24 protein-coding genes and 3 tRNA genes are annotated in these 22,361 nt (G+C 48.4%); 9 read left to right on the top strand and 18 right to left on the bottom strand.

Annotation, left to right across the window (positions count from 1 at the left end):
* From JNC77_RS06535 to JNC77_RS06525, 3 genes are all read right to left on the bottom strand, one after another.
* The coding region (locus tag JNC77_RS06535; RefSeq protein ID WP_374831129.1) for a GTP-binding protein at window positions 1-110 on the bottom strand (110 nt) is incomplete at its 3' end.
* Window positions 111-242: 132 nt separating this feature from the next.
* Window positions 243-316, bottom strand: a tRNA-Gly gene (locus JNC77_RS06530).
* A 24-nt stretch (window positions 317-340) separates the two neighbouring features.
* Window positions 341-425 (bottom strand) — tRNA-Tyr (locus JNC77_RS06525).
* A gap of 367 nt (window positions 426-792) precedes the next feature.
* Between JNC77_RS06525 and rlmB the strand changes: the two genes are divergently transcribed.
* Window positions 793-1,653 (top strand): 23S rRNA (guanosine(2251)-2'-O)-methyltransferase RlmB, encoded by an 861-nt coding sequence (rlmB, locus tag JNC77_RS06520; RefSeq protein ID WP_374830695.1) that lies wholly within the window; start codon window positions 793-795, stop codon window positions 1,651-1,653.
* A gap of 91 nt (window positions 1,654-1,744) precedes the next feature.
* Here the strand turns inward: rlmB and JNC77_RS06515 are convergent, their stop codons facing one another.
* Both JNC77_RS06515 and JNC77_RS06510 read right to left on the bottom strand, forming a co-directional pair.
* Window positions 1,745-2,176 carry a CBS domain-containing protein gene (locus JNC77_RS06515; protein ID WP_374830693.1) on the bottom strand — a complete coding sequence of 144 codons (432 nt, stop codon included), beginning with the start codon at window positions 2,174-2,176 and terminating at the stop codon, window positions 1,745-1,747.
* Between the two features lie 191 nt (window positions 2,177-2,367).
* Window positions 2,368-3,147 carry a rhomboid family intramembrane serine protease gene (locus JNC77_RS06510; RefSeq protein ID WP_374830691.1) on the bottom strand — a complete coding sequence of 260 codons (780 nt, stop codon included), beginning with the start codon at window positions 3,145-3,147 and terminating at the stop codon, window positions 2,368-2,370.
* A 450-nt stretch (window positions 3,148-3,597) separates the two neighbouring features.
* On the opposite strand from JNC77_RS06510, the gene JNC77_RS06505 reads away from it, so the two are divergent.
* Window positions 3,598-4,224, top strand: a complete 627-nt coding sequence (locus tag JNC77_RS06505) for a PAS domain-containing protein (protein WP_374830689.1) — start codon at window positions 3,598-3,600, stop codon at window positions 4,222-4,224.
* 71 nt (window positions 4,225-4,295) lie between these two features.
* On the opposite strand, the gene JNC77_RS06500 is transcribed toward JNC77_RS06505, so the two are convergent.
* From JNC77_RS06500 to JNC77_RS06470, 7 genes are all read right to left on the bottom strand, one after another.
* Window positions 4,296-5,336, bottom strand: a complete 1,041-nt coding sequence (locus JNC77_RS06500; protein WP_374830687.1) for an Ldh family oxidoreductase — start codon at window positions 5,334-5,336, stop codon at window positions 4,296-4,298.
* A gap of 78 nt (window positions 5,337-5,414) precedes the next feature.
* Window positions 5,415-5,942: a gamma carbonic anhydrase family protein gene (locus tag JNC77_RS06495; RefSeq protein WP_374830685.1), complete on the bottom strand. Its 528-nt coding sequence runs from the start codon at window positions 5,940-5,942 to the stop codon at window positions 5,415-5,417.
* 219 nt (window positions 5,943-6,161) lie between these two features.
* Window positions 6,162-6,377 carry a DUF3126 family protein gene (locus JNC77_RS06490; protein ID WP_184218756.1) on the bottom strand — a complete coding sequence of 72 codons (216 nt, stop codon included), beginning with the start codon at window positions 6,375-6,377 and terminating at the stop codon, window positions 6,162-6,164.
* Between the two features lie 101 nt (window positions 6,378-6,478).
* The gene (gene cysE / locus JNC77_RS06485) at window positions 6,479-7,303 is read right to left on the bottom strand and encodes a serine O-acetyltransferase (RefSeq protein ID WP_374830683.1); all 825 of its coding nucleotides are present in this window, start codon (window positions 7,301-7,303) and stop codon (window positions 6,479-6,481) included.
* 43 nt (window positions 7,304-7,346) lie between these two features.
* Complete coding sequence (locus JNC77_RS06480) at window positions 7,347-8,129, bottom strand: alpha/beta fold hydrolase (RefSeq protein ID WP_374830681.1); 783 nt, start codon at window positions 8,127-8,129, stop codon at window positions 7,347-7,349.
* Between the two features lie 58 nt (window positions 8,130-8,187).
* Window positions 8,188-8,685, bottom strand: coding sequence for a DUF192 domain-containing protein (locus JNC77_RS06475; protein ID WP_374830679.1), 498 nt, complete (start codon window positions 8,683-8,685; stop codon window positions 8,188-8,190).
* 94 nt (window positions 8,686-8,779) lie between these two features.
* Window positions 8,780-9,358 (bottom strand): cold-shock protein, encoded by a 579-nt coding sequence (locus JNC77_RS06470; protein WP_374830677.1) that lies wholly within the window; start codon window positions 9,356-9,358, stop codon window positions 8,780-8,782.
* 234 nt (window positions 9,359-9,592) lie between these two features.
* Between JNC77_RS06470 and gloA the strand changes: the two genes are divergently transcribed.
* Window positions 9,593-10,033, top strand: coding sequence for a lactoylglutathione lyase (gene gloA, locus JNC77_RS06465; protein WP_374830675.1), 441 nt, complete (start codon window positions 9,593-9,595; stop codon window positions 10,031-10,033).
* A 118-nt stretch (window positions 10,034-10,151) separates the two neighbouring features.
* Here gloA and JNC77_RS06460 read toward each other — a convergent pair whose 3' ends face one another.
* The 6 genes from JNC77_RS06460 to JNC77_RS06435 form a co-directional block, all read right to left on the bottom strand.
* A complete protein-coding gene (locus JNC77_RS06460; protein ID WP_374830673.1) occupies window positions 10,152-11,183 on the bottom strand; it encodes a TIM44-like domain-containing protein in 1,032 nt (343 codons plus the stop codon).
* 114 nt (window positions 11,184-11,297) lie between these two features.
* A complete protein-coding gene (gene recJ / locus JNC77_RS06455; protein ID WP_374831127.1) occupies window positions 11,298-13,079 on the bottom strand; it encodes a single-stranded-DNA-specific exonuclease RecJ in 1,782 nt (593 codons plus the stop codon).
* Window positions 13,080-13,166: 87 nt separating this feature from the next.
* Window positions 13,167-14,153 carry a class II fructose-bisphosphatase gene (gene glpX / locus JNC77_RS06450; protein ID WP_374830671.1) on the bottom strand — a complete coding sequence of 329 codons (987 nt, stop codon included), beginning with the start codon at window positions 14,151-14,153 and terminating at the stop codon, window positions 13,167-13,169.
* A gap of 268 nt (window positions 14,154-14,421) precedes the next feature.
* Window positions 14,422-15,738 carry a homoserine dehydrogenase gene (locus JNC77_RS06445; protein ID WP_374830668.1) on the bottom strand — a complete coding sequence of 439 codons (1,317 nt, stop codon included), beginning with the start codon at window positions 15,736-15,738 and terminating at the stop codon, window positions 14,422-14,424.
* A gap of 108 nt (window positions 15,739-15,846) precedes the next feature.
* Complete coding sequence (locus JNC77_RS06440) at window positions 15,847-17,040, bottom strand: LL-diaminopimelate aminotransferase (protein WP_374830666.1); 1,194 nt, start codon at window positions 17,038-17,040, stop codon at window positions 15,847-15,849.
* A 93-nt stretch (window positions 17,041-17,133) separates the two neighbouring features.
* Window positions 17,134-17,484 (bottom strand): hypothetical protein, encoded by a 351-nt coding sequence (locus tag JNC77_RS06435; RefSeq protein ID WP_374830664.1) that lies wholly within the window; start codon window positions 17,482-17,484, stop codon window positions 17,134-17,136.
* A gap of 555 nt (window positions 17,485-18,039) precedes the next feature.
* Between JNC77_RS06435 and JNC77_RS06430 the strand changes: the two genes are divergently transcribed.
* The 6 genes from JNC77_RS06430 to radC all read left to right on the top strand — a co-directional run bounded on the left by JNC77_RS06430 (window position 18,040) and on the right by radC (window position 22,258).
* Complete coding sequence (locus tag JNC77_RS06430; RefSeq protein ID WP_374830662.1) at window positions 18,040-19,119, top strand: YcbK family protein; 1,080 nt, start codon at window positions 18,040-18,042, stop codon at window positions 19,117-19,119.
* Between the two features lie 122 nt (window positions 19,120-19,241).
* Window positions 19,242-19,316, top strand: a tRNA-Glu gene (locus JNC77_RS06425).
* A 102-nt stretch (window positions 19,317-19,418) separates the two neighbouring features.
* Window positions 19,419-19,706, top strand: coding sequence for a DUF2218 domain-containing protein (locus JNC77_RS06420; RefSeq protein WP_374830660.1), 288 nt, complete (start codon window positions 19,419-19,421; stop codon window positions 19,704-19,706).
* Window positions 19,707-19,785: 79 nt separating this feature from the next.
* Entirely contained in the window at window positions 19,786-20,493 is a 708-nt protein-coding gene (gene sfsA, locus JNC77_RS06415) for a DNA/RNA nuclease SfsA (RefSeq protein ID WP_374830658.1), read from the top strand.
* Window positions 20,494-20,504: 11 nt separating this feature from the next.
* Entirely contained in the window at window positions 20,505-21,332 is an 828-nt protein-coding gene (gene map / locus JNC77_RS06410; protein ID WP_374830656.1) for a type I methionyl aminopeptidase, read from the top strand.
* Between the two features lie 167 nt (window positions 21,333-21,499).
* Window positions 21,500-22,258 carry a RadC family protein gene (radC, locus tag JNC77_RS06405; RefSeq protein WP_374830654.1) on the top strand — a complete coding sequence of 253 codons (759 nt, stop codon included), beginning with the start codon at window positions 21,500-21,502 and terminating at the stop codon, window positions 22,256-22,258.
* Window positions 22,259-22,361: the final 103 nt, after the last annotated feature.

The raw sequence follows: 22,361 nt of genomic DNA, 5'->3' as shown, positions 1-22,361 counted from the left end.
CCAAAGAATTTGGTGATAGCAGCTGTCAACGAGGTCTTACCATGGTCAACGTGACCGATGGTGCCGATGTTAACGTGTGGTTTGTTACGTTCAAATTTACTCTTAGCCATCGCCGTTGTTCTCTTCTTTTAGAACTGCCTGCGTGCCAGCATAGTTATCCATACCGGCGTTTAATACAGAAAAACGGACCGGTTGCCCGTCCGCCTCATGAAAACTTTACGCCAGTTCGCTCTTAAAAACTCTGGAGCGGGTAGCGGGAATCGAACCCGCGTATTCAGCTTGGAAGGCTGCTGCTCTACCATTGAGCTATACCCGCGCACATGGACATCCGCTCCGGCAGTGGTGGAGGAAGTTGGATTTGAACCAACGTAGGCTTAGCCAACGGATTTACAGTCCGTCCCCTTTAACCACTCGGGCATTCCTCCAGCAATCACTGCCAGCGGAGTCGAGCAACTAGGCATTTTACAACGATTTGAGTGACTTAACATTTTGATTTGTCAATCAACCGCTGTTGGTGGCGTTATGACGATAGAGCCACGAACTGTCAACAGCCAATTCTCAAATCTTTGCAGAAAAATGCATATTCTTTCCACAGCCTGTCAGAAAAATCAGGTTTTTGCGCCCCTCAAAGCTGTGATTGCTGATTGTTTTCAATATACTAAGTGGCAAAATCGCCCTCAAAACCGCGCAAATCCGGTACAAATTATGCCTTTCATTCAATATAGGCATACTTAGACACCATTTTCATGTATGCAGACTGTCAAATACCTCTTTGAAGAAATTAAAATAGCTATGAGCACCGACAACAATAAAAAAACACCCAAGGATTCACATTACGCACGGTTGAGACGTCAGTTTCGTGACCAGAATGCGAATCCTTCAAGTCAAAATTTCCGTAAAAACACCCGTCCGGCGGCCGATGCGCGTGCTTTATCCGATGATTTAGTGCGTCTTTATGGCTTGCACACGGTCAGAGCTGCTGTTTTGAACCCGAACCGTAAAATCACCCGCATGATGGTGACGCGCAATGCCCTCGCCCGCCTTGAAATTGAAGATATCGAATCTCGTGGATTTCCAATCGAGATCGTAACACCGCGCGATATCGACAATGAAACCGGCAGTGAAGCTGTGCATCAAGGGGTGATGATTGAAGCCAAACCGCTTAAAGCACAAAAATTAAGTGCTTTGCAGGACAGCCAGTTGCTTCTGGTGCTCGATCAGGTCACCGATCCGCACAATGTCGGTGCCATCATGCGCTCGGCTGTTGCTTTCGGGGCGCAAGCACTGATCACCACCAGCCGTCATAGCCCGCAAGAATCAGGAGTCCTGGCAAAATCCGCTTCCGGGGCACTCGAACTGATCAATCATATTGAAGTTCGTAACCTTGCCGAAGCACTGGAAGAGCTGCATGCGCTCGGCTTTATCACCATTGGCCTTGATTCTGATGGCCCTGCCGAAATGGAAGCCACATTGGTCGGCGATAAAATCGCGCTTGTCTTAGGCGCAGAAGGCAAGGGGCTTCGTCAAAAAACCCGCGAAACCGTTTCAGCGCTTGCGCGTCTTGATATGCCGGGTGAAATTAAATCGCTCAATGTTTCCAATGCGGCAGCGATTTCGCTTTATGCAGCTGAACGTTATTTGCGCAGCAAATAAGCACTTCACATAGGCAATTTAAAAAAAGCGGCCTCTTCAGTATCTGAAGAGACCGCTTTTTCTTTGCCTGATTATCAGCGAGTGCCTGCTATCACGCACTGGCGATATAATTGCGAATCTCGTCGGCTTCGCGCTCCACTTGTTCAATCCGTGCTTTCACGACGTCACCAATCGAAATAATGCCTTCCAGCTTGCCGTCACACTCCACCGGCATATGACGGAAACGTTTCTGTGTCATGATTTCCATCACCTGATTGACTGTATGCTTTTCCTCACAGGTTTCGACTTTTTTGGTCATCGCTTCTGACACCGGCATATCCAGCGCCTTTTGCCCTTGCGCCGCAAGCATCCGTACTACATCGCGCTCCGACAATATCCCCAATATCCTGTGCGCTTCATCACATATCACCAAGGCACCAATACGATGGCGCGCCAACATAGCAATAACATCTGATAGACTGGCATTCGGCATCGCACTGATGACGTCACGCCCTTTTTTTTCCAGAATATATTTAACCGTCATGATCAATCCTCCCATTTCGGATATGCGAGCTCAATATTACTTATTATCTTTATGTATTGTTCTCTCAACCAAAGACCTTCCCCAAAGGCTTCCGTATCCCACATGGTGATCTGTCAGATCAAACAAATCAAGTCACTAAAGATGATCTGCGGTTATAAATATCCAAACTGCAGATCATCTATCTTCGCTATTTAGCGCCTGAAATAGCGATCATATTCATGGGGCTTGTCAAATAAAGCAATGCCGAAAAAGCCGGCAATAAAACCGCCGATATGCGCTTCCCATGCAATAGAGGCCAAACCTGTTTCCTGCGCAGAATAAACGCCGGTAATAATATTGATGATAAACCAGATACCAACAAAAGTGATGACAGGGCGATAAGTCAGCGTGGTCAATACCGGCAGCAGAGGTCCGGCAAAGGCCGAAATATTTTTATTACCGCTATATGTCGGCACGCGTCTGAAGCCATAGCGTGCAGCCGCCCCCATCATGCCGGAAATCGCACCCGATGCACCTACCAACGGAATATTGCTCGTTGGATAAATCGCATAATGCGTCAGCACTGCCACTATTGATGTCAGCGCCCAGAAAATCAGTATCTTTGATGCGCCGATGCGACCTGCCAGCGGCGATCCAAAAGCTGCCAACCACACCATATTAACGGCCAGATGCGCAAAACTACCATGCATGAAAGAATAGCTGAGCATAGTAAACCATGCGGCAAGATCGGAAAAACCAGCCCCATATGTAAAACGTGCCGGAATGAAGGCAAAATTCAACATGAAGATAAAATTATGCTCTTCCGAGATCAGATAATTCTGCGCCACATAAATCAAACCGCATAGGCAAATCAGACCGACAATAACGGCAGGAATGTTGAAAACTGGCTCGCGCGCTTTCCGCGGCTGCGGTGAGTTACCGCCCCTTTGATAGGGCACACCATAGTTTTCATTTGAATCATGATTTGTCATGAATATTTGATTCCCGTCATTTCATATCTTTCGCTTCATAACATATGGGATAGCGGTCTTAAAAAAGAACTATGTCACCAAACAGACAGGTTATTTTTTGCAGCACATGCCCACGTTTAATTCTTAACAAATTTAACCAAATCATCATGCAAAGGTGACTGTGCAGATAAGAGTGCAGGAATGTTCCACATTCAGGAATGCCCCATGAATTAACGCGAAAACCAAAATTTATATAATAATTTCAATTGCTTAATTCAAATTCTGGAATCAAACTCTCAAAACCTTAAACGTATTTGTTAACCTTAACAAATTCTAACAGTGGATGAGCAAAGGGTTAAGCTGGCATTCAGACACTTAATCATATTGGATGAGGCAAATCAGCAATTATAGGCATCAATAAGCATCAGTAACGTGATGTGATGTTTTATTCATTTTAAGCGGAAACCTGTTTTGTCACGTTCCAGCTCCCATTCTGCCATGACAGCGGCAGCACAGTTTCTTTCCACCACATGGCACGCTTTGCGTGAAAACCATGAGATACCCTTACGCCGTCATTTCACTCCGCGCTTGATGGCAGAATATCTACCCGATATTTTCATTCTGCATCACAGATCCAAAGGCGGCATCCAATTCCGCTTGGCAGGCACTAGACTTTGTGCACGTCACGGACAAGAATTGCGTAATCAGTTATTTTCAAGCCTCTGGCCGAAAAATCATCAAGTCGAAACTGAAGAGATGCTGCAATCGGTAGCAGGCAGCAATACACCTTTATGTGCGCAATTATCTGGCATCAGCCAAATGCAACGGCAAAACGGATTTGAATTGGTTCTTATGCCGGTTCTGCATCAGGACGAAACCCAATGGATTGGTGCTATTGCGGCACATAAGGAGCCTTATTGGCTTGAAGCTGATCCGATCCACCATTATCAAGTGCAGGAATCGTTTGCGATTACGCAAGATAATCTGCAAGCGGCCAAAGTACAGGTTAATGCAGCCTTCGCTGCCAAACATCCGTCAGCGGCTAAATCAGCAAGCAAAAGACCTGCTTTCCGCGTCATTCTGGGCGGAAAGCAATAACACGCTTCCTGCATCTTTCACGCTTCCTGCATCTTTGTTGTCAGGTCAAATTCTTACTCAAAGAAGCCGATTCATCGAATGAAATGCGCTGATAACGCCTGAATATCCTCATATAATTTTTGCGGAACCGTCACATATTGATTGTCATCACTGCGTGCGCGGGCCTCATAACGGCGCTGTGAAGGAATTCGCGCGCCCTGCCCGGCAATCGCATCAAACAACATTTCAGCACGTTCCATATGCTGCTCTGTTTGCGCACCTAAAAAGCTATCCGGATTAAAGGCGATGATAATTTCGCCGTGACGTGGCGCAGCACTGGAATTGACTGTATCTGCCATTGCTTCGAGACTGAGCAAATCACCAATCAAAGGCCCTGCCATAAGTTCGATCATCATCGCGATCGCTGAGCCTTTATGTCCGCCGAATGTCAGCATCGCGCCATCAAGAGCGGTTTGCGGATCAGTGGTTGGCTTACCTTCGCTGTCGACCGCCCAACCTTCCGGTAATTCTTTGCCAGCACGCAGATAAAGTTCGATTTCACCGCGTGCCGAAGCACTGGTTGCAAAATCAAACACCATGGGATGCGCATTTTTGCGCGGCCAGCCGAAAGCAAATGGATTGGTGCCAAATACGCCCTGTTTGCCCCCTGCCGGTGCCACCCATGCATGGCTTGGCAACATCGCCATTGCCACCAGTCCTTGTTCGGTCAAAGCTTCAATATCAGGCCACAAGGCAGAAAAATGCACACAATTATTGATTGCCATCGCAGCAATGCCAGAATGGCGTGCTTTTTCAATCAGCAAATCCTTGCCTTTTTCAAAAGCCAATAATGAAAAACCGCCTTTGGCATCCACGCGCACAATGGCCGGAGCATGATCAATCACAACGGGTACAGCATCAAGCACAACAGCTTTTTCAATCACGGCCTTAGAACTGCTCAGCAAACGGTAAAGCCCGTGCGACTGGCATTCATCACGCTGGCATAGCCACAAATTACGGGCAATTGTCTCAGCATGATCTGTAGCCAATCCTAAACGCGTTAACGTATCAAAACTGATAGAATATAATTCATCAAGGCTCAGTTGCACCTGAGCCTTCCCCCCATTGGACATATTTTTTCCTCGTTTATTTTAAATTGCGAAGCTGATCATCCACCATATCCATACAACAAAGCATAAGCTTTCATGCAATCAAGCAGGTTCCATGCCGCGCATGAAAGCTTGAGATTTTTCAACATAATTGCGCGCTGATTCTTTGAGCCGCTCGACCGCTGCATCATCAAGTTGGCGCACTACCCGTGCGGGTGAGCCGACAATCAATGAATTATCCGGAAATTCTTTTCCTTCTGTGACCAGCGCTCCGGCACCAACCAGACAATTATTGCCGATTTTTGCACCATTCAGCACAATCGCACCAATACCGATCAGGCTATTTTCGCCAATCGTGCAGCCATGCAGCATAGCCCGGTGGCCAATCGTGCACCCCTCACCGATAGTGAGTGGAAAACCGTAATCCGTATGCATGATGCAATGTTCTTGTACATTGGTATTGGCACCGATTTTAATCAGTTCGTTATCACCACGCAAAACCACACCAAACCACAAACTGACATTTGCACCTAAGTGTATTTTACCCACAGCAGTCGCATCGGGTGCAATCCAGTTGGTTTTCACATCATCATAAGTTGGTGTATGACCATTAAATGCATATATCGCCATATATTCTCCCCTTGGCAGCATTGATACACCATTGTGTGAAACTAAACCGCCTCATCATTATTGATCAAAACCAAGTATGTTGCTTGATGCCATGCATTACAACCCGTTTGCGGCGTATATTATCGATTAGCTTGCTTTGGCGGATAAAGAAAAAGCCCTGTTTGGACAATCCAAACAGGGCTTTGATAAATGATAGTCAGAAAACTGACATTATTTCAATCAGTCGAGATCGACATCCAGAATAGCCATGGAGAAGTTGTAGGACAATTCACCATCTTCTTCGTCTTCATCGACATAGATCAGGCCGAGAAACTCATCATCCAGATATAATTCGCATGAATCATCCTTACGCGGACGCGCTTTCACCTGCAAAGACGGATTACCAAAAGTCCGTTTGAAATAAGCGTCGAGTTTTTTGATTTCTTCGGGTTTCAACCGGATTCTCCTGATTAGAATGTTCAGCGGGTTTAATGCACCCGCGCAATATTATTGTAAAGGCTCATCGCCAACTTGAATCTTTTTATTAAAAGCAGATTTCAATCATCGCTGCCGATAGATTGATCCATCACGCGTGATGGTTCTGCACAACCGGTGTCACCAATAACCTTCGCCGGAACACCGGCAACTGTGACATTATTGGGAACGGATTTAAGCACAACCGAACCGGCAGCAATCTTGGAGCAATGCCCAATCTCGATATTACCAAGAATTTTGGCCCCTGCCCCGATCAGCACGCCGTGACGAATCTTTGGATGTCGGTCACCGCCAACTTTGCCGGTGCCGCCGAGGGTAACGGCATGCAAAATGGAAACATTATCTTCAATGACCGCCGTTTCACCCACAACCAGACCGGTAGCGTGATCCAAGAAAACGCCGCTGCCAAATTTTGCAGCCGGATGAATATCGGTCTGGAATACGGCAGAAGAACGACTTTGCAAATAATAAGCCAGATCAATACGGCCTTCGTTCCACAACCAATGCGCCAGACGATGCGTTTGAATGGCATGAAAACCTTTCAGATACATCACCGGATCCATAAAACGGTTATAAGCCGGATCGCGGTCATAAACGGCTTGAATATCAACACGCAAAACGCGAGACCAGTCAGCGCAACTATCCCGCATCACAGCAAAGGTCTGGCGCAGCAAATCAGCGCTCAAATCCTGATGACCAAGGCGCTCGGAAACACGATGGGCCACCGCATCTTCCAAACTTGGCTGGCTGATCAATGACGTGTAGAAAAACGATGCCAGCAACGGATCTTTTGCCGCCGCTTCTTCCGCTTCAGCACGAACGGCATGCCAGATCGGATCAACCTGACTGACATTCGCGGATAATTTGGCTGAACTGTGCGCTGTCATCTTTAACTCGATTGTCTTTTTTAGGGGCTTCACCGCTTTTTTATCAAAAACGGTGCTGGCTCAAAAATGATAATACACCCTGCTTATACACTTTGTCACCCACCGCTAACATATGATCGCGATCAGGGATATCAAGAGCAATACCATGCGGCAATAAATCAGCCAATGCGTGCGGATCACCGGCAATATCATCTTTAGTGCCGACGGCCACCAAAACCGGTTGCTCGATTAAGGCAATCGCTTGTGCCGGCACCAGCTCTTTGGAAGTAATCACACAAGCAGCCAGCGCCAAACGGTCGCTTTTCGTCTGATCGGCAAATTTGCGGAACATTTGCCCCCGCGGATGAGTGACTGTCTCCGGATCCTCGGCCAGCAATGCTTCGCCAATCGGCTCCCAGTCACCGGCACCGGTTACCATACCAATACCAAGGCCACCAAAAACAAGGCTTTGCACCTTTTCAGGGAAATCCAGCGCCAGAAATGCGCTGATCCTTGCCCCCATCGAATAACCCATCACATGGGCTTTTTTGATGTTCAAATGATCCAGCAATGCTGCTGCATCTGCGGCCATCATCGCAGGATAGTAAAGCTCTTTTTCATGTGGCTTGTCAGAGAGACCATGGCCTCGATTATCAAGCGCCACCACATGATAGCCCGCTTCTACAAGGGTACGAAACCAACCAGGCGACACCCAATTGACGACACTGGATGAGGCAAAACCATGAATGAGAAGTACCGTTTCTGCTAGGGCGCCATCTGGTCCGTCTTCACGATAGGCAAAACGCATACCATTATGGTCGAAATATTTTACATCCAGAGCAGTCACGAAACTTTCCTTAAAAACGCTCAAACCTAATCTGTCGGCAGGTACTAACTCGCAGCCCTTAATCGCAACGCCCGCAAATGGCGGGGTGCACGGCTTTATCACCCGCACTCAACCCCAGCTTTTTAGCCATGCCTGCATTCAGCTCTATCACATAGGCCACCGGCTCGCCGGATGAAACAATATTTTCAGAAAAAGGCGTGGTATTTTCACGGATCACCGCAATTGTGCCATCCGTATGCAGAAAAACCATATCAAGCGGCAGTGGTGTGTTTTTCATCCACATCAGCACCAACCGTACTTGTTTGAAATCAAACAACATGCCGCGCTGAAGTGGTAAATCGGTGCGGAACATCAATCCGCGCATACGACTTTCATCCGTATCCGCAATTTCCAATTCGATCTGCTGTTCACCAGAACTTGTCATGAAAATAAGCGGATTGGCATCCACTTCCAGACGCATCGGCTCATTATCTTGCGCTGAGGCTGTCTGAATAGTCAGCACCATCAACAAAGCGACGATAAAGCCCAAACCGCGCTGCACCATATTGCGCACCATGATATGTGCTCCTGTCAGTCAAACATTATCGAAAAAGATTATATCCGCCTTCAAAGAAGATTGGCAAATCCATAAAATCCGGCTTTGGGATAAATCAGTGCGAAACCGGCATTTGCGTACCGATATCCGGATGGATTTCAGCAGCCATCAAACCTTTGTCACCATCGCCAAAGCGTATCAGCACCACTTGCCCCGGGCGCAATTCGGCCATACCAAAGCGACGCAAGGTTTCCATATGGATGAAAATATCTTCAGTACCTTCGCCGCGGGTCAGGAAACCAAAACCTTTGGTGCGGTTGAACCATTTGACGATCACCCGTTCCAATCCGCTGGATGGCACCACAGAAGAATGTGTGCGCTGCGGCATCGTTGCCGGATGAACGGCAGTGGATGTATCAATGGATAAAACCTTGAAACACTGCAAACCACGTTCTGAATTGCGCACGACACAAACGATGCGCGCCCCTTCGGAGGCCACCTGAAAGCCATCACGGCGCAAAATGGTTACATGCAGCAAGATATCAGAAAAGGAATTGTCATCCGGCACCACGAAGCCATAGCCTTTGGCGACATCAAACCATTTGATGGTTCCCGATACTTCGATCAATTCACCGACATCTTCAGTGGAGCATTGTTCCGTCATATGCTTATCCGACATAGATTTGTCAGCCATTGCCAGTGCTCCTCCTCTCTTGCTGCGCTAAAACAGAAGTTGATTCTGATCGGTAGATTAACACTTCATTAACGGGTGGCCGCAAGTGCTAAGTTGCAAACTTCACAGTTCTCCTCATTTACTTGCCCCATATTATGGCCATCAAATGATGTTCACCTTCATAAATTATACTGAATATGCTGATCTGTTCAGATAATATTCAAATTTTGCGGCTTTGAAAAAGGGACTGAAAAAATGCGTTATCTGCACACTATGGTACGTATCCGCGATATTGATGAATCGCTGGATTTCTACATCAACAAGCTCGGCATGAAGGAAGTTCGCCGTATCGAAAATGAAAAAGGCCGTTTTACTTTGATTTTTCTGGCAACGCAAAGTGACATCGAGCGCGGCAAAGGTGACCGTGCGCCAACTCTGGAACTGACCTATAATTGGGATCCGGAAGACTATACCGGCGGACGTAATTTCGGCCATTTGGCTTATGGTGTCGATAATATCTACGAATTTTGCCAGAACTTGCAGGATCAGGGCGTGACTATCAACCGTCCGCCACGCGATGGCCACATGGCTTTTATCCGTTCGCCGGATGGTATTTCTATTGAACTTATTCAAAATGGTGAATCATTGGCACCAAAAGAGCCTTGGGCGTCTGCGCCCAATATCGGCAGTTGGTAATCAACCAACCGCCGTTTGAATCAACTTATCAGCCATACACTCTAAATTACTGAATTGATTCAACAAACAAAAAGCCCGGCACAGTGGCCGGGCTTTTAAAATTCAACAGAAAAACTGCTTATTCATTGGCGCTCTGAATTGCTGAAAGTTGCCATTCGCCACCATCTTCGCGCACGAATGTCCAAAGCTCGGTGCTTTCAGTTGCCTCATCCGGATTACCTTCAACCACATCGCCACTGACGCGATCAAGCATCACATCAATACTGGAATAACGCATCGCAACTGTTGCGTAATCTTTATCACCTTCGCTCCAGGATTCAGAAACATCGCCCTGCAACAGTTTGATATCGGAAACAGAGTTACGCTTGCCGGAAGATGCGATTTCACCCAATTCTTCGGCCAGATAAGACATCGCTTCCGGTGTTGAAAGCTTACGCAATGCTGCATAATCTTCCCGCCCGTAAGCAGTCTGCACTTCGGTCAGCATTTCTTCAAAACGATTGAGTTCTTCCTGACCAACCGAAAAAGGCTTTTCCTCTAAAACCGGTGCTTCATCAACTTTAGCGCCGAACGGATTGACAGAAGGCGTGCGTCCGCCAACCGAGCCACCTGTGTTTGGCACAGATGATTTTGTTGCACCAAAGCTTTGCGAACCAAAACCCTGTGGCTGGGCATAGGCATTACCCGCTCCGGCCGCTGCCGGTTGACGACGGCTGGCAAAAAAACGCATCGCCAACATTGCCAGCAGCGCAATAATGGCTACCTGCAACAACATGCCGAACATACCCGCCATACCGCCAAAGCCTGAACCGAGCAGCATACCAAGAAGACCGCCCATCATCAGACCACCAAGCATCGAACGGCCGAATCCGCCAAACAGACCCGGCTTGGCTGCATTAGCTGCAGCAGGTGCTGCTGCCGGACGCTGTGCCGTATTGCCGGTATTAGGTGTCATGCTACGTTCAACCGGAGCAGCATTGTTGGGTGCTGTGCGGGTTGGTGCCGGTGCCTGATGCGTACGTGCACCACGACTGCCGAAGCCTCCGCCCATCCGCCGTGCATCGGCAGTATCGATAATGACCAGCGAAGCCGCCAGTCCAACTGCCATAATAGCTAACAGCTGCGTAAAACGCGAAGCAGCACGAAACATACATATCTCCTCAATAGATTTCATTTTTTCATAATATAGAGCAGTATCCACCCTATTACATCCCTTGATCCCTGATACTCGCTCACAAAAATCAGGATTTCTTATATTTTATTGTTAATCAGGCTGGGCTGCATCCAGAATTTGGATTTGTGTCGAAACCGACCCGTTCCAATGATTGAGGTTCAGCGTTCCGGCAATATGAACAGGATGTCCGATGCGGCCAAGCAAAAACTTGCCCAATGGTGCATCAGCTGCACGAAATGCAATTGCATTCACCCGTTTGCCATCAGCCCCTTTGAGGGTCACTTTGACATGATCCCGCCCGACAAGCCGTGCATCCGCAACCACATGATGCGGCAGCGCCAAAACCGGCTGGTTATGGCCGGAACCATAAGGCCCTGCCTTTTTCAAAGCCTGATAAAGTTGAACCGTTGCACCGGATGCCGCCAATGCACCATCAACGGAAAGGCTCTGGTTTTCGCGTAAACTCTTCACCCGTGCACCGGCTTCTTCTTCCATGAAGCCACGGAAAGCGCCGAGTTTATCACGCTCGATAGTAATGCCTGCAGCCATCGCATGGCCGCCGCCCTTGACGAGCAAGCCCTGTTCGACAGCTTTGGCGACAAGTTTGCCCAAATCAATACCATTAATCGAGCGCCCCGAACCTGTGCCGATATTATTTCGATTGAAAGCAATAGCAAAAGCCGGACGGCGCGCTTTATCTTTAAGGCGCGAGGCCAGCAAACCCACAATACCCGGATGCCAGTCATCGCTCGCCGTTACAATAACAGACGCGCCCTCACCACCGGAAATTTCCACCAAAGCTTCTGCTTCGGCTTCCGCCAGCATTTGCACTTCCATCGCTTGACGCTCTTGATTAAGGCGATCAAGCTCTTGCGCAATCGCGTCTGCTTCCGCAGGCTCATGCAATGTCAGCAAGCGTGCGCCAAGTCCGGCATCACCAATACGGCCACCGGCATTAATACGCGGGCCGATCATAAAACCTAAATGGAAAGCATTTAGTGGCTCACCGATACGGGCAACCCGCGCCAATGCCGCCAAACCAATATTGCTTTGAGCATGCGCCACCAACAGACCTTTGACCACGAAGGCGCGATTAACACCTTTGAGTGGCACCACATCACAAATCGTTGCCAAAGCTACCAAATCCAGCAGCGACAATAAATCCGGTGCACTTTTCCCGCGCGCGCGAATCTGCTTCGCTACTTGCACCAATGTCAAAAAGACCACACCGGCGGCACACAGATGACCTTGAAGCGAAATATCATCTTCACGATTGGGATTAACAATCGCCACGGCATTTTCGGGTAGTTCACCGCCCACCTGATGGTGGTCAAGCACCACCACGTCAGCACCGGCTTGCTTTGCTGCATCAATGGAAGGTGCGCTATTGGTGCCGCAGTCTACGGTCACGATCAGCGATGCGCCATTTGCCACCAAATCCTGCATCGCCTGTGGATTAGGCCCATAACCTTCAAAAATACGATCCGGAATATAAATCTGATAAGGGATATTATAATGCTGCAAAAATCTGGCCATCAGCGCCGATGAACAAGCACCGTCGACATCATAATCTCCAAAAATTGCAATTTTTTCTTGTGCCTCAATCGCTTGAACAATGCGTGTCGCCGCTTTGTCCATATCGGTCAGCGTCAGAGGGTCAGGCATCAGATTACGAATGGTCGGGTCAATAAATTCGGCAGCGCCATCCAGCGGCACACCGCGGCCAGCCAGCACCCGCGCCACCAAATCATGGATGCCATGATTTTGCGCAATCGCCAATGCCGTATTGGCTTCCCGCAAGCCTAAACGATCCACCCATTTTTGTCCGGTGGCAGACTTCTTGACATTAAGAAAAAGGCGCTCTGAATCCATCATGTCTTTTATGAACACAAAAGGCGGCATTTTTGCAATGCCGCCTTTTGAAATATTCAATAAATTCTTCCCGGCCTCAAGCCAATCTTAGAACTTTGACAGATCCTGATGGCGGGCTTTGATTTCACGCACGGTCTGCGAGCTTGAACGCATGACGATGGTGTGGGTCTGGATGTAATCACGGGCAAATTTAACGCCCGACAGCATGTTGCCGTCAGTTACACCGGTTGCAGCAAACAGCACATCGCCTTTTGCCATTTCTTCCATTGTGTAAATCTTGTTTGGATCAGAAATGCCCATCTTAGCAGCGCGGGCAATTTTCTCTTCGGTGTTGAGCTGCAAACGACCCTGCATCTGACCGCCAATGCAGCGCAAGGCTGCAGCAGCCAAAACGCCTTCAGGCGCGCCACCGATACCGATATAAATATCAATGCCGGTTTCTTCAGGATTGGTCGTGTGCATAACACCCGCAACGTCACCATCACCGATCAGACGAATGGCAGCACCGGTTGCACGTACTTCTTCGATCAAACGGGCATGACGCGGGCGATCCATGATGCAAGCGGTAATTGCGCTTGGTGCAACGCCTTTGGCTTTGGCCAAAGCCATGATATTTTCGGTTGGTGTTGCATCAAGATGCACAACACCTTCCGGATAACCAGGGCCTACAGCGATTTTTTCCATGTAAACATCTGGTGCGTAAAGCAGGTTGCCTTTTTCAGCAATCGCTACAACAGCCAATGAGTTCGGCAGGTTTTTGGCGCAGATAGTGGTACCTTCAAGCGGGTCGAGTGCAATATCGACATCCGGCCCCTGACGGCTTCCTACTTCTTCACCAATATAAAGCATCGGTGCTTCGTCGCGCTCACCTTCACCGATCACAACGGTACCGTTGATCGGCAGATTGTTAAGTTCCTGACGCATCGCATCAACAGCGGCCTGATCGGCTGCCATTTCATCACCGCGACCACGCAATCTGGCTGCCGCAACGGCCGCGCGCTCGGTTACACGCACCAGTTCGAGCGTTAAAATACGATCCAAGCCGTGTGGTTGCTGCTCTGCGGTTTTAGCCATTTGAACAAAGTCCTGAATTTTTAATCGGTTACTGCGATGATAAAACTAAAACATTATATCGCAAGGAAAGTGGCTGCATTCAGATAGGGACACATGCCGTTAAACGACGATACTCTTAACAAGAGTTAAGCGCCGTACGGCTCTTTTGTCAAAGTCTCTTAAGTCTAGCAAGAGGCTTGCAGGCTTAAAAGAACTGCTGTCAAAACCTTAATCGATTTAAGCGGCTACACACTTCATTGCAATGACAGGAAGCTTGTGAAAACGCGCCTTAACCGGCGCGCTCAATACGGATCATCTGCGGTTTATCCACCAGATGGTCATCTTCCAAAATAGCCTGAAGCGCAGATTTTACTGCCGATTCGGTTGTTTCATGCGTCACCAGAATGATGGTTTTGATGCCTTCGGCATGATGGTCCATCGGCGGACGCTGAACAATCGATTCAAGCGAAATTTCGTTTTCGGTCATGCGCTTGGCAATGGCAGCAAAGGCACCGAGGCGATCATGCACGGTTAGGCGAATAAAATAACCACCTTCATGATTACGCATTGCCGCACGTTGATAAGGTGCCAAAGCTTTCGCTGGAGTACCAAATACAGGCCCATGCTGGAAGCCAGGACGACTCTTGGCAATATCAGCCAGATCACCAAGCACTGCCGATGCGGTTGCATTGCCGCCCGCTCCCGGCCCCGACAACAACAGCTCACCAAGCAAATCGGTTTCAATTGCCACCGCATTGGTCACGCCATGAACCTGCGCAATGACCGATGAGGTCGGCACCATTGTCGGTTGCACACGCTGCTCAATTCCGTTTGGTGTTTTGAGCGCCACACCCAGCAATTTGATGCGATAACCAAGTTCATCGGCTGCACGAATATCAGCCAGTGAAATATTGCTGATACCTTCCATATAGATATCATCGGCAGCAATCTGATTGCCAAATGCCAAACTGGTCAGCAAAGCAAGCTTATGCGCGGTGTCATTGCCTTCAATATCAAATGTTGGGTCAGCTTCAGCATAGCCCAAACGTTGCGCATCAGCCAAGCAATCTTCGAATGAAATCCCCTCTTCCCACATGCGGGTGAGAATGTAATTGCACGTGCCGTTCATGATACCATAAACGCGCGACACAGTATTACCGGTCAGCGATTCACGCATCGCTTTAATCACCGGAATACCACCGGCAACCGCTGCTTCAAAGTTGAGCAAAATACCTTTTTCTTCGGCAATTTCTGCCAGCGCCACACCATGTTTGGCGAGCAGCGCTTTATTGGCTGTCACTACATGACGTCCGGCATTAAGAGCTGCTTCCACGGACGCTTTGGCAGGCCCTTCATCGCCACCGATCAATTCGACAAAAACGTCGATCTTGTCGGATTTGGCAAGTTCCACCGGATCATCAAACCATGTGATATTGGAGAGATCGACACCACGATCGCGTGTTCGATCACGCGCACTGACCGCAGTAACAACCATTTCTCTACCGCATTGACGGGTGAGCATTTCGGCTTTTTCACGTAAAATACGTAATACTGAGCCGCCAACGGTGCCTAATCCGGCCACGCCGATCCGTAATGCTTCACTCATCGTCTTTTCCTCAAAAGTCTTTCATGGGTTTAGTTTAAGTCGGGGATTCAATTTAAATTTGGATGTGCCGCCAAAAGCTTCAGCGGCACAGAGTTCAAAATACGCCAATCAGGCAGCGCTCTCTTCGTAAGTACTCAGGAAGCGCTTGATATTGCGTGCGGCCTGACGGATGCGATGCTCATTTTCCACCAGCGCAATACGCACATGATCATCGCCATGTTCACCAAAGCCCAAGCCCGGCGCAACCGCCACATCAGCCTTTTCAATGAGCAATTTGGAAAACTCCAACGATCCCATTGCTTTGAACTTCTCCGGAATTGGCACCCACGCAAACATGGTTGCTGCTGGCGGCGGTACATCCCAACCGGCGCGTGCAAAGCTTTCAACCAGCACATCACGGCGCTGATGATAGACATTGCGCACATATTCAATATCAGAACCATCACCATTCAGTGCAGCCGTCGCTGCCACCTGAATTGGCGTGAACGCACCATAATCCAGATAGGATTTAACGCGTGTCAGCGCTGCAATCAAACGCTCATTACCAACGGCAAAGCCCATGCGCCAGCCCGGCATCGAGAAGGTCTTGGACATAGAGGTAAATTCAACCGCAACATCCATTGCACCCGGCACCTGAAGCACGGATGGCGGCGGTGTACCGTCAAAATAGATTTCCGAATAAGCCAGATCAGACAAAATGATGATTTCATGCTTACGGGCAAAATCCACCACATCCTTATAGAAATCCAGCGTTGCCACATAAGCGGTCGGGTTGGACGGGAAATTGAGGATCAAGGCAATGGGCTTCGGGATCGAATGTTTGATACCGCGCTCCAGCGACGGAATGAAATTATCATCCGGTTTCGCCTGTACCGAGCGGATCACACCGCCGGACATGATAAAGCCGAAAGAATGAATCGGATAGGTTGGATCCGGACACAAAACCACATCACCTGGTGCAGTAATGGCCTGCGCCATATTGGCAAAGCCTTCCTTGGAGCCCAGTGTCGCAATAACTTGGCTGTCCGGATTGAGCTTCACACCAAAACGGCGCTCATAATAACTGGCCTGCGCTTTGCGCAAACCAGGAATACCCTTCGACGAAGAATACCGATGCGCGCGCGGGTCTTGAACCGCCTCACAAAGCTTGTCCACGATATTTTGCGGGGTCGGCAGATCAGGATTACCCATCCCCAAATCGACAATGTCGGCGCCGCCCGCTCGCGCCGCCGCCTTGAGACGATTAACTTGTTCAAAGACGTAAGGCGGCAAACGACGGACTTTATGAAATTCTTCCGACATGATCCTGTTCCGAAAAGGGTTGATATGGGACTTTAGCTATCACGCGCCATCAGCAATATAATAATAGCAGCAGTCATTCATGAAAGGCGTTGATCAATTGCTGTTTTCAATCGCCTGAAGTGTGGCCTTTGTCTCCGCCTGAGTTTGCTTGCGAAGCGCGGCCAATTGGGCTGCAGACATAGGTGTTTCACCTTTCACAGATTTCAGACGTTTGCGCTCCGCATCCAGTGCGATGGTAGCAGCGTCCTTTTCCTGCGCGGTGATCTGGCTGGTTGCCGCCTGAGGCATGCGCCCGAAATTTGGATAGGTTCCGGTTCGACGTGCCCCCTCCTGCGGCGTTCCCTGAAATTCCGCTCCGCCCGCGCAACCGCCAAGCGCGGCAATCATCGCCACTGCCACAAGGCTAAGGGTGAAACGGGAGGGTTGCCGGAAGTGCACAATCATATTCGCCTGATCCAAATTTTTTATGAACCCGTTTGCACACCATGGCGCAAAGCGGAGCTGTTGACTGTAGCCAGCCACAACAAACAGCATTGCTATGTCTGGTTAGTATGCCCGTTTTTGTCAATATCAGAGTTGTGCTTTTCGGCGATGTTTTACTTCTTCTTGATAATATTAATTCGTGAGCGGCGATCAAATCAGCCGGATCGTTCAAAATCGGCTCAATTTCAATGATCCAATTTAAAAAATCGCTTCTTTTGTATCATCAAACAGAAGCCTGAATTATTTGAATAAAACGCAATAAAAATTAAAAAATATCACGCATTGTAACATCGCTTTTACAGGCTGTTACTGCCAAAAGATTGCATTCGTTACTATTTAACTTTAAAACTTTGTTAAGCATAAACACCAATCAGCTCATAATCCTCAGGCTCAAGCGCCTGATTTTTCGGCTGATATTTTTGTGTTTAAACAGAAATACCGGAAAACGCACAAACCGTTTTCCAAATAAACCGGTTGCGTCTGCATTGTGCTCCGGTGATCATCTGGAGCCTTGCCTTGATTGCAAATCAGAAACAGACGCAAAAGTTTTTTCTGTATTCATCAACCTGCATCAGCCTGCTCGCAGCTTTTGTTTTAAGCGCCTGCACCGCGACTAGTTCCGGCTCGCCTGCCATGCAGCTTTCTTCGACAGACGACAATTCGCTGGTGGCAGAAGCCTTGCAAACGGCAGCCGACGAAAAAATAGCTGAAGAAAATGCAGCCAAACCGGCAACGCAAGCGGTTGAAGCCGACAAAACTGATCTGGCAGATGCAAAGCCTGACGCGAAAGCGGAAACGGTAGCACTTGCTGCTTTGGAGCCTGCCGCGGAAACAGTGGCGGAAAAACCGGTACAAAAATCAACACTTGTTGCAGCTCTCTTTGCGACACCTAAAACCAGCGATGCTTTTAAGGCAGTCAAACCTGCGTTGAATGCGAACGCAGAAACGACCAAACCGGCAGAAACCCCAAAACCACAAGCCTCACAAATCACGGCACCTGCCCTGCCGGATAAGGCAGAAAAGCCTGTTGTACTTGCCTCAACTCTGAGCAAGCCATCACTGGAGTTGAAAAAGCAGCCATCGGCACAAAGTTATAATTATTCATTACCTGGCGTACGCGCTTATGGCGGATTAGAAATTAAACATCGCAATGCAGTCTATGATGACAGTGACATTGATGCCGATGAGGAGGATGATGCACCGCATTTATTGCGCGTATCAGCCCCCGGTCTTGCACGCCTTGCCCCGAATGGCTTGAAAGTACAGCGCGAATCCGTTGATGTCGCCTGTCTCAAGCCTGAATTGGTCAAGACTTTGCGTAAACTGGAAAGCCATTTCAGAAAACCGGTCATTGTAACTTCGGGTTATCGAAGCCCCTCTTATAATATGAAGGTCAAAGGTGCGCGCAAATCATTGCATATGACCTGTGCTGCTGCTGATGTTCAGATCGAAGGCGTTTCCAAATGGGAAATTGCCCGTGTTGCACGTGCCATGCCATCACGTGGCGGTGTCGGCACCTACTGCCACACCAAATCTGTTCATATCGATATCGGGTCTGAGCGTGACTGGAACTGGAAGTGCCGCGGCAAAAGCTGATTTCATCCCGTTAAATCAGCCACTTATCCACAATGTAAATTATTTTCGCTTTTTTTAAAAAAAATGAATTTAATGGCTTGCGCGGAAGAAATTTCCCACCTATAAGGCACCCACACCAGCGGGCGCCCATCGTCTAGCGGTTAGGACGCCGCCCTTTCACGGCGGAAACAGGGGTTCGATTCCCCTTGGGCGTACCATTCACTGGTGTTTTTTTCTTTTTAATTTCCAACAAAATAGTAGCTTATTTAAAACCTGTCTAATAGATTCAACTTATGATCTACAATCATGAGGAATCAAAGATGGTTATTTCTACTGTTACAGTTGCGACCAAAAGCGCCAGCCGCTACCTGCAACAATTGTGCAAACATTGGTCGCATAAGTTCGAAGTTGAATTTACCCCGCAAACAGGCCGCATTGTTTTTACCGACGGCCGCATTGTAACTCTCAATGCCACCGACGACGCACTCGACATTACCGCTGAAGCCCCTGCTGAAACACAGGCACAGTTGGAAGATGTTGTGGCCAAACATATTATTCAGTTTGCATTTCGTGAAGAATTGACTTTCGACTGGAAACGTCAGGCTTAAACCGCTTTTTCCATACCTTGAAGCATCGCCAAACCACAGGCTTGCAATGCGCAAGTGGTTTGGCGTAAAGCTAATTCCCATGCAGTTCACTCTCCCCCTTGTTACCGGACGTCTTGAGCGTCGTTATAAGCGTTTTCTGGTTGATGCCACGCTTGATGATGGCACATTTATTACCGGATCGGTTGGCAATACCGGCTCGATGCTCGGCCTGACAACACCTGGATCACGCATCTGGATGAGTGTTTCAGATGATCCGAAGCGTAAATACCCGCATGCCCTACAAATTATCGAAGCCGACAACACACTCGTTGGCGTCAATACAGCACTGCCGAATAAAATTGCTGAAGAAGCCATTTTCAAAGGGCTCATTCCTGAACTTGCGGGCTTTGACAGTTTAAAGCGCGAACAAAAATACGGCAAAAATTCACGTATTGATCTGCTGCTGCACAAAGAAAACCAGCCGGATATTTATGTTGAAGTAAAAAATGTCCACTTTACCAGAACTCCTCGCTTGGCCGAGTTTCCCGATACAGTGACAGCGCGTGGCGCCAAACATTTGTTTGAACTTGTCGACATGGCCAAAGCAGGTCACCGCGCTGCGATGCTGTTTGTTATCCAGCGTGAAGATTGCGATATCTTCCGCATTAGCGGCGATTTAGATCCTGCTTATGCGCAGGCATTTCAATTTGCCCGTAAAAACGGGGTTGAGGCTTACGCACTTCGATGCCACATATCACCACAAGAAATAACTGCGACCGAAATGGTCACGATTGATGAAACAGTCTGAACGGATTTATAATGGTTACTTATATTGATGCAACTCAAGCACCCCTCAAACAGACCGGACAGATTAAACTTTACGGCCCTGAAGCCTTTGAATCGATGCGCCAGATTTGTAATCTGACTGCGCGCTGCCTTGATGAATTGAATGACATTGTCAAACCGGGTGTTACCACCAATCAGATCGATAAATTCGTTTTTGAATTCGGTGCCGATCATGGCGCGATACCGGCAACACTTAACTATCGCGGCTACACCAAATCAGTTTGCACCTCAATCAATCATGTCGTTTGCCACGGTATTCCCGATGACAAACCACTGCGCGAGGGTGATATCGTCAATATTGATGTCACTTATTTGAAAGATAACTGGCATGGCGATTCAAGCCGCATGTATGCCGTTGGCCAAATTAAACGCGCGGCAGAGCGTTTGATGGAAGTAACCTATGAAAGCCTGCTGCGCGGCATTACTGCCGTCAAACCGGGTGCGAAAACCGGCGCTATTGGTGCCGCCATTCAAACCTATGCCGAAAGCGAGCGCTGCTCGGTGGTGCGTGATTTCTGCGGCCATGGCGTTGGCCAGATTTTTCATGATGCGCCCAATATCCTGCATTATGGCACACTCAATGACGGTGTTGAAATGCGTGAAGGCATGATTTTTACCATTGAGCCAATGATCAATTTGGGCAAACCGGATGTTAAAGTGCTCAAAGATGGCTGGACAGCAGTTACACGTGACCGCTCTCTAACTGCGCAATATGAACACACTGTCGGCGTAACTAAAGATGGCTGTGAGATCTTTACGTTGTCGCCGAAAAATATCTTTGGCCCGGCATCCATGCGCTAAAGCACTTTGAGCTATATAATTTATATAAAACGCCGCCCAATATAATGATTGGTCGGCGTTTTTATTCATTGAGACTTCATTTTTATATTTATTGTGTTCTAATTACATTGAATAATACGTCAGTTTAAGTCTGTCTGTCTACGCGCAAGGGGGTGAGCCATAGCAGTATGACTAAGAAAACACTTGAAAATGATGAATTACCCGGTTTTTCCGAGAAAACAGCGAAGTTTGCAGCATTAGGTGTCAAACCCGAAGTTCCCCATTACTTCGGGCATCGGGATCGTGTGCGGGAAAAGTTTAGAAAAAACGGCGATGAAAGCATGGCCGATTATGAACTACTGGAATTGCTGTTGTTCCGCTCCATTCCGCGAGCAGATACAAAACCCATTGCAAAAGCGCTGCTTGCGCGCTTCGGTTCGCTCGGTGAGGTTTTAGGCGCACCGGAACATCTGCTTTGCGAAGTGCGCGGCTGCGGTAAATCCGTGGCCTTTGATTTGAAACTTGTGGCTGCTGTCGGCAAACGCCAAAACCGTAATGAGATCATCGGCCGCGTAGCACTCGATGCATGGAGCAAAGTCGTGCAATATTGCATGACAGCCATGGCCTATGAAGAGCGTGAACAATTCCGCATTTTGTTTCTGGATAAAAAAAACCAACTCATTTCGGATGAAGTTCAACAAACAGGCACCGTTGATCACACGCCTGTCTATCCGCGCGAGGTAATCCGGCGCGCATTGGAGCTTTCATCCACCGCGATAATTGTCGTGCACAACCATCCCTCAGGCGACCCGACCCCATCAAGTGCAGACATACAAATGACCAAGCTTTTGATCGAAGCAGGCAAACCTTTAGGTATCACGATCCATGATCATATTATCGTTGGCAAAAATGGCCACATCAGTATGCGCGGATTGAAACTGATCTGATTTACAGCTTTAGCGACAGTTACCATTCATTAATCATGCTGGTAAATTTAAGCGGTTCTGCTGCCTGTTTGAGGCACCTCTTCAGCAATTTAGTCATAATTAT

The organism is Paenochrobactrum pullorum (assembly GCF_041929845.1).
Classification (GTDB): domain Bacteria; phylum Pseudomonadota; class Alphaproteobacteria; order Rhizobiales; family Rhizobiaceae; genus Paenochrobactrum; species Paenochrobactrum pullorum.
This window is presented reverse-complemented; position numbering and strand designations above follow the sequence as displayed.

Bases quoted from the DNA above. Each gene is read 5' to 3' on its own strand.
- JNC77_RS06445 (WP_374830668.1), bottom strand. From the start codon at position 15,738: ATGAGTGAAGCATTACGGATCGGCGTGGCCGGATTAGGCACCGTTGGC.
- JNC77_RS06495 (WP_374830685.1), bottom strand. From the start codon at position 5,942: ATGGCGATATATGCATTTAATGGTCATACACCAACTTATGATGATGTG.
- JNC77_RS06510 (WP_374830691.1), bottom strand. From the start codon at position 3,147: ATGACAAATCATGATTCAAATGAAAACTATGGTGTGCCCTATCAAAGG.
- JNC77_RS06470 (WP_374830677.1), bottom strand. From the start codon at position 9,358: ATGGCTGACAAATCTATGTCGGATAAGCATATGACGGAACAATGCTCC.
- glpX (WP_374830671.1), bottom strand. From the start codon at position 14,153: ATGGCTAAAACCGCAGAGCAGCAACCACACGGCTTGGATCGTATTTTA.
- JNC77_RS06475 (WP_374830679.1), bottom strand. From the start codon at position 8,685: ATGGTGCGCAATATGGTGCAGCGCGGTTTGGGCTTTATCGTCGCTTTG.
- JNC77_RS06500 (WP_374830687.1), bottom strand. From the start codon at position 5,336: ATGTCCAATGGGGGGAAGGCTCAGGTGCAACTGAGCCTTGATGAATTA.
- radC (WP_374830654.1), top strand. From the start codon at position 21,500: ATGACTAAGAAAACACTTGAAAATGATGAATTACCCGGTTTTTCCGAG.
- JNC77_RS06435 (WP_374830664.1), bottom strand. From the start codon at position 17,484: ATGATTGTGCACTTCCGGCAACCCTCCCGTTTCACCCTTAGCCTTGTG.
- map (WP_374830656.1), top strand. From the start codon at position 20,505: ATGGTTACTTATATTGATGCAACTCAAGCACCCCTCAAACAGACCGGA.
- JNC77_RS06515 (WP_374830693.1), bottom strand. From the start codon at position 2,176: ATGACGGTTAAATATATTCTGGAAAAAAAAGGGCGTGACGTCATCAGT.
- recJ (WP_374831127.1), bottom strand. From the start codon at position 13,079: ATGGATTCAGAGCGCCTTTTTCTTAATGTCAAGAAGTCTGCCACCGGA.
- JNC77_RS06420 (WP_374830660.1), top strand. From the start codon at position 19,419: ATGGTTATTTCTACTGTTACAGTTGCGACCAAAAGCGCCAGCCGCTAC.
- JNC77_RS06460 (WP_374830673.1), bottom strand. From the start codon at position 11,183: ATGTTTCGTGCTGCTTCGCGTTTTACGCAGCTGTTAGCTATTATGGCA.
- JNC77_RS06440 (WP_374830666.1), bottom strand. From the start codon at position 17,040: ATGTCGGAAGAATTTCATAAAGTCCGTCGTTTGCCGCCTTACGTCTTT.
- sfsA (WP_374830658.1), top strand. From the start codon at position 19,786: ATGCAGTTCACTCTCCCCCTTGTTACCGGACGTCTTGAGCGTCGTTAT.
- rlmB (WP_374830695.1), top strand. From the start codon at position 793: ATGAGCACCGACAACAATAAAAAAACACCCAAGGATTCACATTACGCA.
- cysE (WP_374830683.1), bottom strand. From the start codon at position 7,303: ATGACAGCGCACAGTTCAGCCAAATTATCCGCGAATGTCAGTCAGGTT.
- gloA (WP_374830675.1), top strand. From the start codon at position 9,593: ATGCGTTATCTGCACACTATGGTACGTATCCGCGATATTGATGAATCG.